The sequence below is a fragment of the Wolbachia endosymbiont (group B) of Ischnura elegans genome (assembly GCF_947251585.1).
GTDB lineage: Bacteria > Pseudomonadota > Alphaproteobacteria > Rickettsiales > Anaplasmataceae > Wolbachia.
The window spans coordinates 1,984,380-1,997,703 of record NZ_OX366371.1 but is presented as its reverse complement, the minus strand read 5'-3'; the positions used below and the strand labels follow the sequence as shown (position 1 = coordinate 1,997,703).

The window sequence follows — 13,324 nt, the reverse complement described above, 5'->3', positions numbered from 1 at the left end:
TATATAGGTATAGTATAAGAATATTTAAATATAATCAACGATATAAAAATTTAATAAGATAATATTATTAATATAACATTTACATAATTCACGTTTGAAAAAGTAAGTAATATTACTATAATATCAAACAAATTACGGAAGATTTCGTGCAACAAATAACAAAAGTAATACTATCAAGTTTAATTTGTAACACTTTGTTGTGGTATGATCACATGCTTTTCAGCCATCTAATAAGCATAATCGGAGATGTGTTTTTTCCATCAGACGACAAATTAGTCAGCATACTTAAAGCTTTTGGAGTGTTTGCAGTGGGTTTCTTAATAAGACCAATTGGTGCTGCTATATTTGGCCACATTGGCGATAAATATGGAAGAAGGATTGCTCTATTTCTCTCTATCATATTGATGACTCTATCAACCGTACTTATTGCATTTGTTCCAGGGTATCAGAACATTGGGGTACTCGCATCAGTACTGGTGGTATGTTTAAGATTATTGCAGGGTATATCTCTTGGAGGAGAGGTAGGAAATGCCCCATTTTTAATAGAGCATGCTCCTAAAAATAAAAGAGGATTCTTTGGCAGTATTGAAGTATTGAGCGCAATTCTTGGCTCAATATTAAGTCTTATAGTGGTGCTTATATGCAAAAAAGTATCCGATTTTGAATCTTGGGGATGGAGATTGCCTTTTATTTTCAGTTTTGTAATAGGATTAATCAGTATATATATGAGATATATACTCGATGAAAGCCCAGAATATAAAAAGCAGGAAAAGCCACATGAATTACCTTTAAAAGAACTGTTAAATGGCTATAAAAAACCTTTTCTAATATCAATTGGAGTTGACATAGTTGAGAATGCATCTCTTTACATATATTTAGTGTTTTTTAATCTACTTGCATCAACAATAAACACTCACTTTAATCACGCAGTAGAAATATTGAACCAAATTGCACTTGGAGGACTGACTATACTATTTGCAATACTGTCTGATAAGATAGGAAGAGAGAAAGTCATGAAATTTGCATTTGTGACTTTTATAGTAGTAAGTTATCCAGTTTTTTCAATGATACTAAGTGGTAATAATTTGCTCACCATAATGGCGCACGTTCTTTTTATAATCCCAATAGCTGCTTCTCTTGGTCCTGTTAGCGCGTTTATGTGCGAATTATTCCCAATAAAGGTACGATACAGTGGATTTGGTTTATCAAGAAATATAGCTTCGGGATTTTTTGGTGGTCTTGCACCATTTATATGCACAACTATTATCAAAGTTACAGGACAAGGAACTTTAGCAAGTTTTTACATGATTTTCTGTGCACTAATTGGGTTAGTTGCTATATCACAAGTTAAGAGTTAGATTTTTTCAAAAACCAAGTGTTTAAAAAATCTAATCATAAGGTGGAAAATGCCAATTTTTAGGTGATAGTGTAAATATTTCAACTCCATCTTTTGTGACTCCAAGCGTATGCTCAAACTGTGCAGAAAGTGAAAGATCACGTGTTGTCACTGTCCAGCCATCTAGCTTGCTGAGCAGAGTTTCATGTTTTCCAGCATTGATCATTGGTTCTACCGTAAAAAACATGCCTTCTTTTAAGATAAGATCCTCACCTTCATCATAAAAATGTACAACATTTGGTGGAGCATGAAAAACCTTTCCTATGCCATGTCCACAATAATTGCGTACGATAGAATATCCAAAATCTTCAATATATTTTTCTATAGCAAATCCTATTTCATTTAACTTATTGCCAGGCTTAACTTGTTTTATCGCTTCCATTAGCGCATTGTAGGCAGCATTACACAAACGCTTTGCTTTTATTGAGGGTTTACCGGTCCAAAACATGCGACTTGTATCACCATACCAGCCATTTAAAATCACTGTAACGTCAATATTTAAAATATCTCCATCTTTAAGAGGTTTATCATCAGGAATACCATGACATACAACAGCATTTTTCGAAGTACAAATTGATTTCGGATATCCCTTATAATTCAGTGGTGCTGGAATTGCACCTGCATTGATTATAAAATCATGACATAGATCATTTAATTCATTAGTTGTTACGCCTACTTTGACGTATGGTGCAATAAAATCAAGGGTTTCAGCTGCAAGCCTGCCAGCTTTACGCATAAAGTCAAAGTCTTCTTGTGAATGTATAGTTATGTTCATATCTTCCATTTCTTATTATAATTCACATCTTGCATAGTAGATAATGTCATTCCACTGCTTGACACATAATTGTACGAATATTGAATGCAAAAGTACAAAAAATAGTGTCATCAGAATGCCTTTTTTTCCTGTCATCCCAGTGTCAGCTACTCTGATGACACCAAAGGGGCACTTGGATAGAGGCTACTTGAATAACACCATCATAAGGTGAAACTAGATTCCAGTGTCAAGCACTGGAATGACAAGGAAAGGGCTACTTGGATGACAAGAAAAAGGACGCTGAGATGACACCAAAGAGGCTGACACCACCATAAAGTAAATTCCACTAACACTATAGGAGACTAACATGAACTTTTTAAAATTTATCGAACTATGCTTTCAAACGGTAATGCCGGGGTGTGAGTATAACAATTATCATTATATAAAAATCATAGCAGACAGGCTTGAAGCAGCAGGTACTGGCACAGTGAAGCGAATAATATTCAATATGCCCTCCGCGCTCAATGAAGTCTATGTGCGTGAGTGTTGCATGGCCCGCATGGATACTCGGTAATCAGCCAACTGCAAGAATAATAGTTGCAAGCTATTCTCAGCGGCTTAGCGAAAAGCATTCGCTCGACACCAGGTGCGTAATGCAGTCTAGTTGGTATAGAGCGCTATTTCCAGAGGTAGAGCTATGTAAAGACCAGAACACTAAATATAAATTTCAAACAGTGCAGAGAGGATGTAGGATTGCAACATCTGTTGGTGGAACATTAACTGGTGAAGGTGGTGATTTTATCGTTGTGGATGATCCACTGAGTTCCTCTCAAGCTTTGAGTGAAACGTTTAGAAAACGTGCTACAAATTGGTTTGATCAGACTTTAGTAACTAGGCTCAATGACAGGAAAAAAGGAGTTATCGTTGTTGTGATGCACAGACTACATCGGGAGGATTTAACTGGGCATCTTCTCTCCAAACCGATAAATATATGGCATCATGTTTGTTTACCGATGATTTCTGAAAATAAGGAAATTATCTATTCAATCAAAAGATCAATTCTCCCTTCTCCTGTTCCTATTATTCGAGTAACTACAAATGAGTGCAAAAGCTCAACAGGCGCTACATCTTCAAGGATTTTATACTTAAAAAAGGAAGGTCAGCTGCTATATCCCCTAGATGTAGGAGAAATTGAAATGATAAAGGCTGAACTTGGGAGTTACGCTTTTGCTGCTCAATATCAACAAAATCCTCTGCCACTTTCAAGTGGTATAATTAAGCAAGAATGGTTGAAACGCTATAGAAATTTTCCTGACAATCTCTCACATATAACTCAGAGCTGGGACACTGCTGTTTCAACAAACGATTCTAGCGGCTTTAGTGTCTGCACCACCTGGACAAAGGTGAATAATAAGTTTTATTTACTCGATGTGTACCGTGCAAAGCTTGAGTATCCAAAACTTAAAGAACAAGTTCTATCACTAGCTGCAAGATGGAAGCCACACGCAATTTTAATCGAAGCAAAAACAAGCGGTCAGCAATTGATTCAAGAGCTCAAGGCAATACCTATTATCGGGATAGTGCCACACGGTGGCAAACTTGCTCGATTCCACCAGATTGTTCCGATAATAGAATCTGGCAAGGTTTTTCTGCCACACCAAGCAGTATGGCTCAGCGATTTTGAGTATGAGATTTTAATGTTTCCAGAAACCCGCCACGACGATCAAGTAGATAGCGCTGTGCAATACCTTCAGTGGATGAGAGATAGTAGCTTCAGGGTTGCAGCTATACGAACATTGTGATCCAAGAGGCAATAATTTGCTACCCACAATTTCGATTATAAGCTCATTTAAAATAAATATTGATTTCTTATTTTAATTATTTAAAAATTAAAATAAATTATTTAAGATTAGGGTAAAAATTATGACAATAAATTATCAGCAGTGGCGGGAAATATTAAGTACGGTTAATAGTGATAATAAATTAGATAAAAGGAACGTAATTGAAAAAGTAAAAGAAGAGCTAAAGGCAAGCAATGAAGAGGTATTTAAACAGTGGGAAGAGAGTAATTTTTATGTAAATTATAAATTTGAAGTTGGAGATAATGAATTCACATTATTACATTTAACTGCTAAGTTAGGCTATACGAGCTTGACAAAGGCTTTAATAGTAACAAAAGGGATAGATGTTAATATAAAAGATAAAAATAAAAAGACACCTTTACATTTAGCTGCTGAAAATGGTTATAAAGAGGTAGTAGATGCTCTGTTGGAAAAAGATGAAATCAGGATTAATGAATAAGAAGATAAGGAGGGATGGACACCTTTACATTTAGCTCTTATGAATGGCCATGCAGACGTGGTAGAATCTCTCGTAAGAAACGGTGCGAATATTAATATAAAAGATGACTATGGAGTGACACCTTTATCTTTGGCTATTCGAAGAGATTATGTATTTACTCCGCCAAAAAAACGTGAAGGCTCCTATGTTAATGTGAAAAATCATGCTAGAACTGCTTCTAGGAATTTAGCTAAAGAGGAAAAACAACGTACATCAGCAATTGCGAAAGGTTTTTTTGCCGGTAGTACAACTGCATTATCAGGTGTTTTAATAGCGAAAGCACTTTCTGCAACTGGAATAGTTACAGCTGAGTCAAAACCCTCTACACCAATAGCAGTGGTTGCAGTTATAGCAACAGGACTAGCAGTTGGTGGTGCTACATATATGATGTTAAAGCCCAGTACTAAAGTTGATGGAGTAGCAGTCTTAATGGATGGGCGTCAAGAAGCTGCTAGCACTAGTAGGGTTACCTAGCGCGTATTCGACCTAGCTGCATAAACACTGATCATAGAAAATGACATTACAGGGACACTGGAATAACGTAGGAGAGAGCGCTGACAACTTTCATTTAGGCAAGATTATATCTTGAAAAAATTAAGCTTTAGTGCTACTAAATGTTGTAACTTCTATGCTGAAACCTGACTATGAATATGGAAAAAATACGCAATGTTAAAATAAAATTACCAATATTTCTCGATTATCAATCTACTACTAAAGTAGATCCTCGTGTTTTAGAGGTGATGATACCTTATTTTGGTGAGTTTAGTAATGCACACTCTCGTAGCCATTCATTTGGTTGGACAGCTGAGGAAGCAGTAGAAAAAGCAAGGAAGCACATTGCTGATTTAGTGAATGCAGACAGCAAAGAAATCGTCTTTACCTCGGGTGCAACCGAATCAAATAACATGGCTATCAAAGGTGTTGCTCATTTTTATAAGAATAAGGGAAATCATATAATAACTGTCTGCACAGAGCATAAGTGCGTTTTAGATTCTTGTCGACATCTGGAAAATGAAGGCTTCAAAGTTACATATTTGTCCGTTAAGCAAAACGGAATTATAGATTTGTTGAAACTTGAGGAGGCAATCACTGATAAAACAATTCTGATTTCAGTGATGATGGCAAATAATGAGATCGGAGTAATGCAACCTGTCAAAGAAATTGGTGCAATGTGTAGAAAGCATAATATATTTTTTCATACAGACGCTGCTCAAAGCTTTGGAAAAGTTCCAATAGACGTAAATGAAATGAACATTGATCTTATGAGCCTTTCTAGCCATAAAATTTATGGACCTATGGGAATAGGTGCATTATATGTCCGTAGAAAAAATCCTCGTGTTAGGTTGACGCCACTAATTAGTGGTGGTGGACAGGAGAGAGGCATGCGCTCTGGAACAGTTCCTACTCCCCTTGCAGTTGGTTTTGGTGAAGCGGCACGTATCGCTAAAGAAGAAATGGAAATAGAAGCAAGCAAATTAGAAGAGTTGAGAGATATTTTGTACAACAAAATAAAAGAGGCATTTCCTGATGTTGTTTTAAATGGTAACTACGAAAATAGGATTCCAGGTAACCTTAACTTAAGTTTTCCTTATGTTGAGGGTGAGTCTCTTATCATGGCAATCAAGGATTTAGCAGTAAGCTCTGGTTCTGCATGCACATCCGCATCTCTTGAACCTTCTTATGTCATAAGATCACTAAACAATGGCCACGATCTTGAGCATTCATCAATTAGATTTGGCCTTGGCCGATTTACAACTAAAGATGAAGTTCTATACGCGGCAGATCTTGTTACTAAAAATGTTGGACGGCTAAGAGAGATGAGCCCACTTTGGGAAATGGTACAAGAGGGAATAGATTTAAGCACCGTAAAATGGGATTCTCATTGAAGAATAAGACGTTAGCCATTAGCAGAGTGATGGTTGTCTAAGCTCTTTCTATGGGTAAAATCGGAAACTTAGCTTTAAGTCCTTTGTAGATGTCACGGAACTAAGTAGCAATCCTATACATATTAAGCTCGCAGCAGTTGTGCTTCCGCCATAGGATAGAAATGGAAGTGGGTCACCTATTATAGGTAATAGGCCTATTGTCATTCCAATGTTTATAAAGAAATGAGCACCAAAAAAGGCGAAAACCCCGATAGATATTAACTTAGAAAAGTAATTTTTTGACCTGTAAGCAATGGAGAATATTATAGCAAGCAATGTGGTATAGAGTAAAATCAAAGCCATGCTGCCTAAGAACCCCCATTCCTCACTAAGTACCGCAAAAGCAAAATCTGTGCGTTTCTCTGGCAAAAATCCAAGTTGAGTTTGACTCCCATTAACAAACCCCTTACCAAACAAACCTCCTGAACCAATAGCTATTTGAGATTGCTGTGCATTATAACCTATTCCAAGTGGATCTACTGATGAATCCAAAAATGATAATATCCTTTGCTTGTGATAAGGGCGCAAAAAAGGCCAAATAGCTGGTATTGCGAAAATGCCAAGCGTTCCAAAAATTATTAAATGAGGTCTTTCCATTATTGCTGTGAATATAATTGATGCTCCTATAAACAATATTATTACAGCTGTTCCTAAATTAGGTTGCTTCAATACAAGGAATACAGGTAAGAAAATAATTATAAGTGGCTTAAATAAACTTTGAAATTTCATCATTTTATACACACTTTGTTTATTAAAATAACGAGCAAGTGCAAGTATTAAGCCCACTTTTACAAATTCTGATGGTTGTAAACTAATTGACCCAATTCTTATCCATCTCGTTGCACCCATTATATGCGAGCCAAAAAAATTTACTGCTAACAGCGCAATTACTGCTGCTATGTAAAAAAAATAAGCGTGCTTCAAATAAAAATCTAGCTCTATAAATGACATAGCTATAGCAAGCAAAAGGAAGAAAGAGAATATGACCAATTGGTGAATTGCAAATGGAGCCCACTTTCCTCCAGCAGAAGAATATTGAACAACAATGCCAACGCAAAACAGAGCTATTACGTTCATGACTAATAATAAGTGAATCTTCTTCAGCTTATCCACAGCGAAAACTTTACAGACTTTTAGATACAATAAAACATAAGAAAATCAAAAAGCAAATTTATTAATTACCAAACGAATTGGACTACTATATATCCCAGTTATTATCGTTAAAATTGCCATAAATAATAGACAAAAGAGCATAAGTAATGGTACCTCATTAAGTGTCATTTCAGTGTTTGATGCTGCGCTATTTTCAAAATACATTTTCTCTACCACCCTCCACATATATATTAGTGCAAGAAAAGAGCCAGCAGCAAAAACTGTAAGGGAAATCCATGCATGAGATTCAAGAATTGCTTGCATCATATACCACTTACTTACAAAGCCATTTGTCAAGGGTACACCGATTAATGCTAAACTAAGTAGAGTAAATGCGAGTGTTGTATAGGGCATTGACTTTTTTAGTCCTGACAAATTTTCTATCTTTGTCATACCAAATTTATAAGAAATACACCCTGCAACCATGAATAAAGACGTTTTTATCATGCTATGATTTACTATGTGAAGAACTGCTGAAAACAAACCTGATTTTGAATTTAAACCCAGCATTAAAAGTATATAGCCAATCTGACTGATACTGGAGTGAGCAAACAGTCTTTTTATATCTTTTTCGATTATTGCAGATATTGATCCAAATACAATAGCGCAAAGTGCGAGGATAATTATCACATTATGCAGTGGTAAGAAAAAATTTTGCTGAAAAACATTGTAAAAGATTCTGATAAAAACATATATCATCACTTTGGTTACTGTACCTGAAAAGAATACGCTAATGAAGCTTGGTGCTTCACTATACGCATTAACTAGCCATTTACTGAGTGGAAACAGTGCCATTTTGATTGAGAGACCAACAAAAATGAATAATGTACCAAGTCTTATGATGTTATTATCGTATAATGGTACTATTCTTTCAGCCATGTCAGACATGTTGAGCGTTCCGGTCATAGAGTATAAAAGGCCGATGCCAAACAAGTAAAATGTTGCTCCTACAGTACCACTAATGAGGTATTCAAATGCTGCAACTAAAGCTTTCTTATCCCTTCCCATTGAAACTAAAACATAAGAAGAAAGAGATGAAATTTCTAAAAAGACATAAAGGTTGAATATATCGTTTGTTACTAAAATTCCGAGTAATCCACTCAAGCACAGTAAAAATAGAGAATAAAAACCAATGATTTTGTTTTTGCTAATCTCTTTTTCATTAATATGAAAGCTATAAAGCACACTAATCAGCGCTATAAAATTCACCAAAGTTAGAATCAAGGAGTTCAATATGTCGATTCTCAACTCTATTCCGTATGGAGGAGCCCAATCTCCAAGATAATAAGTTATAATTTCACCATTGTATGTTTTCACTAGCAACATTAATGAAATAAAGAAAGTAGCTGCCGTTGTAAAAAAAGAGATAAACCAGGACACCCTATGTTTCCTGGTAAGAAAGCAGAACATCGATGCAATTATTGGTATAATAACTTGTAGAATTGGTAATTGCATTAAACTGTTGTTAATACATCGTTAAAGTATTAGTATATATAATACTTTTTGTTTTAACACCTTTATGTTGTCTAAAATTTATAATGCAGTAACGAGCCTATTGCGGAGAGAAGGTGAACTTATAGGAAGGGACGAAAACGGAAATTCTTACTATGAATCAAGTAAAGGAAAAAGATGGGTAATATATGACAATGTTTCTGAGCCTACAACAATTCCTCCAGCATGGCATATATGGCTGCATTATACTGATAATGCAGTACCAGTGAATAATAACAAAAGAAAAATTCCTAATTTAACAGGTACAAAAGATGCATACTACCCAAACCAAAAGGTGAAAAATTACTATGAAAGCTGGAATCCTAATAACTAAAGATGCGAAGGTCAAATATACTTGAAATAACTGCTGGTTCATTTGTATTAATTTTTACTGTTTTTCTTATCTTCTTCGCTATTGATAAATTATCTTACATAAAGAAAAACTATAAGGATTGTTATAAAATACATGGCCTTTTTACTGATGCTAACGGTGTAGGAGTTGGTGATAGTGTCAAGATCTCTGGTGTGGAAGTCGGAAGCATAACTGGTGTATCACTCGACAAAGCTACCTACATAGCACGAATCGACATGTGTATAAGTAGGGATATAAAACTCCCAGTTGATAGCTCAGCCCTAATCACTAGCAGTGGAGTTGTTGGTAGTAAATTTGTTAATATATCACCTGGCGCAGATCCCAAATTAATTTCACACGGTGGTAAGATAGCACACACTCAAGCTGAAGCAAATATGGGCGGAATAATGGATAAAATTATTGGCATGTTTACAAAGTGAGAATAAGAACACATAAGCCAACTTGGCCTATGTACAATTAAGGGATTTTTCTATCAATAGCTTGAAGTTGTTCAGCGTTTGAATTATCAAGATTTCTGCTAGGTTTTACATTCCTAATAATCTCAACAAATGCTTGTACTTTCAGTATAGGAGTGTTTTTTCTTACGTACTTAGGGAAGTGTTAAATAAACTGTGTCAAACCGAGAAGTAAAAATAAAATAGAAACAAAAAATGGAGGTTTGACAATCAGTCAAGCAAACAGAACTACCGGTTTGGTAGACTATAAAGAATTAGAAACAAATATCTTATCGTCTATACGAGAAGGAAGACCATTGACGGAAAGAGATGGTGCATTAACACCGTTTGTAAAAAGGCTACTGGAAGCGATTCTGGAAGGTGAAATAAAAAATCACTTGTCGGCTAAAAGCGAAGAAAATAATCGAAGAAATTGAAGAAATTCAAAGACTTTACGGACAAGTGCAGGTTCATTTGAGTTATTGACACCAAGAGATAGGGAAGGAAGCTTTGAGCCACAAGTAGTCAGAAAAAGGCAAACAACCGAACTTGAAGCAAAGGTTTTAAGTACATATGCCAGTGGCATGGTATATAGAGATATAGAGTCGCATGTAGAAGAGATATAAAATATCTGTAGCGGAGATATCAAGTATTACTGATAAATTATTGCCTGTAATAAATGAGTGGCGTAGTCGTCCACTGCAATCAGTGTATCCAATAGTGTTTATGGTTTTTTAAGGTCAAAGAAGACGGGCATTGCGTAAGTAAATATATGTAGAATATATTAGCAGAATGAAAGGAAAGAAGTTTTAGGCTTTTATATAGCAGAAAGTGAGGGAGCTAACTTTTGGCTAGGGATGTTAAATGACTTAAAAGAGAAAGGAGTAGAAGATATCCTGATTGTATGTGTAGATGGGCTAAAAAGCTTTCCTAAAGCAATAAACAGTGTATTTCCTAAAGCAGAAATACAACTATGTATTGTACATCAGATAAGAAATTCACTGAAATATGCATCGAGCAAAGATGTGAAAATTTTCATGAATGATTTGAAAAAAATATACCGTGCTGCAAGTAGAGAAATTGCCGAAAATTATTTGCTTGAGCTCGAGGAAAAATGGGGAGAAAAATATCCGTTGGTTTTGGCAGAATAATTGGGAAAATTTGTCTAGTTATTTAAAATATTCTGGCCCTGTAAGAAAGTTAATTTATACCACAAATCCTATTGAGGGACTACATAGACAGATCAGAAAATTTACTAAAACTAAGGGCTCATTTACTAGCACAAATGCCTTGTATTAACAGGTATATTGTGCTATAAAAAAGGTAAGAGAAAAATGGGCTATGCCTATACATGATTGGCCTTTAACTATCTCTCAACTTGATATCTTTTTTTCTTGTAGGTTAAAAATTGAGTTGAATTAAAAATGCGGTTTGACACAGTTTATTTAACACTCCCTTTTTGAGTAACCGTTCACGCAATGGCGTCAACTTAAGAGCCTTCATTAGCAGACTCTCCTAAAGACATGATGGCGTTTAGGCTTATCAACTTTGTCCATTCACGGTATAAGAAAGTAGTTTACAAAAATTGCATAATTAGTATAAAAAACAATAAACTAGATAGATGAGGGGTTGATGATAGAGGTGCTACAAGAAAAGATTGTGGTATTGGAGTCAGAAGTTGGTACTCTGAAAGCAGAGAATGATAAGTTAAGGACAAAAATAATTGAGCTAGAGGATAAGCTGGGTTTAAATTCAAAAAATTCATCGCTGCCACCATCGCAAGATGTATATCGCAAAAAGACAAAAAAGAAGAGCGATAAAAAACCAGGCGGGCAGCCAGGACATGAAGCGCACAAGCGGGAATTGATGGTAGCAGATGAGGTGGTAAAATGTTCAATTGATACAATTTGCATGTGTGGAAGCCAAGTTATTTTAGAAGAAGAAACTGTGCATCAAAAGGTTGAATTGCCAAAAATTAAACCGATAGTGACTGAATATAGGCTACAAAAAGGCTACTGTAAGGCGTGTAAGAAAAGGATCTCAGCTAGTCTGCCTGAAGGTGTGACAAGGGATCTTTTAGGAGCTAATGCAAAAGCAGTAATTAGCAGTTTTAGTGGATTTTTTATCAATTCAAAAAGGGAAGTACAGCAAATTTTGAGCAGCATATTTAATCTGAATATAAGCCTAGGTTTGGTATCAAAGACCGAGGGTAGAGTATCAGAAAAATGTATATCTGAATACGAAAAAATAAGAGAAGAGCTACGGAAAAGCAAGTATTTACATATAGATGAAACAAGCCATAGGAACCAGGGAAAGAAAGGTTGGAGTTGGGTAGTAACGAATAAAACAGCAACACTTATGAAGTTAGTTGGATCTCGCGGAAAGAAGATATTAAAAGGGCTATTGCCAGAGTATGATGGAATAGTTATAAGCGATAGGTATGCTGCGTATAATTACTTTAATCGTGAAAACAGACAGATATGCTGGGCCCATTTAGCAAGGGACTTTGAAAGGTTTTTTTACAGTAAAAATGTTGAAGTGAGCAGAATTGGCGCAGCATTAAAATCGCTGAGCAACAGGGTATTTGTGGTAGATAGAGCACGTAAACAAAACCTGATAGACAATTTAAGATTTTTCCGGTTAATGAGGAAGATTCGAAAAAGGGTGAAACATTTTTTGCGAGAGATAACAAGGGTTGCAAAAGGAACTCAGGCCTCGAGAATGGCTGCCAATATACTACGTTCTGAAGATATGATGTGGAGATTCGTGCGCAATCCTGATCTGATCGAGACAACCAATAACCTTGCAGAACGTCAGGCTAGACGGTACGTCATTTATCGTAAAAATAGTTTTTTCACTTGGTCAGAACGTGGAGAAAAGTTCATTGAAAGAATGCTTTCGATATTTTTGACTGCACGTTTGAATGATCAGAATCCTGTCCAGAAACTACAGAATTTAGTCGCTATTCCTGCCTAATTGGGAATATTCCGTGAACGGTTACGTTGATTCCTGCGAGATAATTTTTGCTTCAAACAGTCAATACTACTAACTTTTAAAGGAGTGACACGCATGTCTGTATTACTAACATAACGTGAGATGATGCTACAGTCTATTTTATCAGTTTTAGTAGCAATACCAAGGCTTTTTGCATAATCTCTCACCCATCTTGGTTGAATGACATATACTTCAAAACCATGGCTTAATAAAGTATAAGCACATAATTTTTCGTACCCACCAGTTGCTTCAAGTCGAACTTTGGTTACGTTATGTAAACGCAAAAAGTCGATTATTTGATCAATAGCTTGAACGTTATTTTCAAATACTTTATGATGTCCAAGTGGATGAATATGGATATCTAGTTTATTTTTGCTAATATCAATGCCAGTAATAATATTTGATAAATTCATAATCCCTCCATAAATAATGTGTATACTGCATTTTCCACCCTTATATACGAGC

General features: G+C 35.6%; 10 protein-coding genes and 3 pseudogenes. 9 read left to right on the top strand and 4 right to left on the bottom strand.

Annotated features, from left to right (window positions below; genetic code table 11):
- Positions 1–146 precede the first annotated feature (146 nt).
- A complete protein-coding gene (locus tag OPR58_RS10260) occupies positions 147–1,358 on the top strand; it encodes an MFS transporter (RefSeq protein ID WP_265022623.1) in 1,212 nt (403 codons plus the stop codon).
- 30 nt (positions 1,359–1,388) lie between these two features.
- Here OPR58_RS10260 and map read toward each other — a convergent pair whose 3' ends face one another.
- Positions 1,389–2,171 carry a type I methionyl aminopeptidase gene (map, locus tag OPR58_RS10255; protein ID WP_010403864.1) on the bottom strand — a complete coding sequence of 261 codons (783 nt, stop codon included), beginning with the start codon at positions 2,169–2,171 and terminating at the stop codon, positions 1,389–1,391.
- Positions 2,172–2,517: 346 nt separating this feature from the next.
- Here map and terL point away from each other — a divergent pair.
- The 4 genes and pseudogenes from terL (at position 2,518) to OPR58_RS10235 (ending at position 6,376) form a co-directional block, all read left to right on the top strand.
- Positions 2,518–3,952, top strand: a pseudogene (gene terL / locus OPR58_RS10250) (phage terminase large subunit).
- Between the two features lie 121 nt (positions 3,953–4,073).
- Positions 4,074–4,451 (top strand): ankyrin repeat domain-containing protein, encoded by a 378-nt coding sequence (locus OPR58_RS10245; protein WP_265022622.1) that lies wholly within the window; start codon positions 4,074–4,076, stop codon positions 4,449–4,451.
- Positions 4,452–4,508: 57 nt separating this feature from the next.
- A complete protein-coding gene (locus tag OPR58_RS10240; RefSeq protein WP_265023197.1) occupies positions 4,509–4,964 on the top strand; it encodes a hypothetical protein in 456 nt (151 codons plus the stop codon).
- Positions 4,965–5,134: 170 nt separating this feature from the next.
- Positions 5,135–6,376 (top strand): IscS subfamily cysteine desulfurase, encoded by a 1,242-nt coding sequence (locus OPR58_RS10235; protein WP_265022621.1) that lies wholly within the window; start codon positions 5,135–5,137, stop codon positions 6,374–6,376.
- Positions 6,377–6,424: 48 nt separating this feature from the next.
- On the opposite strand, the gene rodA is transcribed toward OPR58_RS10235, so the two are convergent.
- On the bottom strand, positions 6,425–7,528 hold the full coding sequence (gene rodA, locus OPR58_RS10230) for a rod shape-determining protein RodA (protein ID WP_320109913.1): 1,104 nt from the start codon (positions 7,526–7,528) through the stop codon (positions 6,425–6,427).
- Between the two features lie 45 nt (positions 7,529–7,573).
- On the bottom strand, positions 7,574–9,022 hold the full coding sequence (locus OPR58_RS10225; protein ID WP_320109891.1) for a proton-conducting transporter transmembrane domain-containing protein: 1,449 nt from the start codon (positions 9,020–9,022) through the stop codon (positions 7,574–7,576).
- Between the two features lie 64 nt (positions 9,023–9,086).
- Between OPR58_RS10225 and OPR58_RS10220 the strand changes: the two genes are divergently transcribed.
- The 4 genes and pseudogenes from OPR58_RS10220 (at position 9,087) to tnpC (ending at position 12,841) form a co-directional block, all read left to right on the top strand.
- Positions 9,087–9,392 (top strand): NADH-ubiquinone oxidoreductase subunit NDUFA12 family protein, encoded by a 306-nt coding sequence (locus OPR58_RS10220; protein ID WP_010404196.1) that lies wholly within the window; start codon positions 9,087–9,089, stop codon positions 9,390–9,392.
- Positions 9,393–9,394: 2 nt separating this feature from the next.
- A complete protein-coding gene (gene mlaD, locus OPR58_RS10215) occupies positions 9,395–9,850 on the top strand; it encodes an outer membrane lipid asymmetry maintenance protein MlaD (RefSeq protein ID WP_010404199.1) in 456 nt (151 codons plus the stop codon).
- 245 nt (positions 9,851–10,095) lie between these two features.
- Positions 10,096–11,287: pseudogene (locus OPR58_RS10210) on the top strand (IS256 family transposase).
- Between the two features lie 210 nt (positions 11,288–11,497).
- Positions 11,498–12,841, top strand: coding sequence for an IS66 family transposase (gene tnpC / locus OPR58_RS10205; RefSeq protein ID WP_265022247.1), 1,344 nt, complete (start codon positions 11,498–11,500; stop codon positions 12,839–12,841).
- A gap of 26 nt (positions 12,842–12,867) precedes the next feature.
- On the opposite strand, the pseudogene OPR58_RS10200 reads toward tnpC, so the two are convergent.
- Positions 12,868–13,272: pseudogene (locus OPR58_RS10200) on the bottom strand (IS110 family transposase); the annotation flags it as partial.
- Positions 13,273–13,324 lie beyond the last annotated feature (52 nt).

What these genes read in the sequence shown, in the direction of transcription:
- OPR58_RS10225 (WP_320109891.1), bottom strand. Translation starts at nt 9,022, where the DNA reads ATGCAATTACCAATTCTACAAGTTATTATACCAATAATTGCATCGATG.
- OPR58_RS10220 (WP_010404196.1), top strand. Translation starts at nt 9,087, where the DNA reads ATGTTGTCTAAAATTTATAATGCAGTAACGAGCCTATTGCGGAGAGAA.
- map (WP_010403864.1), bottom strand. Translation starts at nt 2,171, where the DNA reads ATGAACATAACTATACATTCACAAGAAGACTTTGACTTTATGCGTAAA.
- mlaD (WP_010404199.1), top strand. Translation starts at nt 9,395, where the DNA reads ATGCGAAGGTCAAATATACTTGAAATAACTGCTGGTTCATTTGTATTA.
- OPR58_RS10245 (WP_265022622.1), top strand. Translation starts at nt 4,074, where the DNA reads ATGACAATAAATTATCAGCAGTGGCGGGAAATATTAAGTACGGTTAAT.
- OPR58_RS10235 (WP_265022621.1), top strand. Translation starts at nt 5,135, where the DNA reads ATGAATATGGAAAAAATACGCAATGTTAAAATAAAATTACCAATATTT.
- tnpC (WP_265022247.1), top strand. Translation starts at nt 11,498, where the DNA reads ATGATAGAGGTGCTACAAGAAAAGATTGTGGTATTGGAGTCAGAAGTT.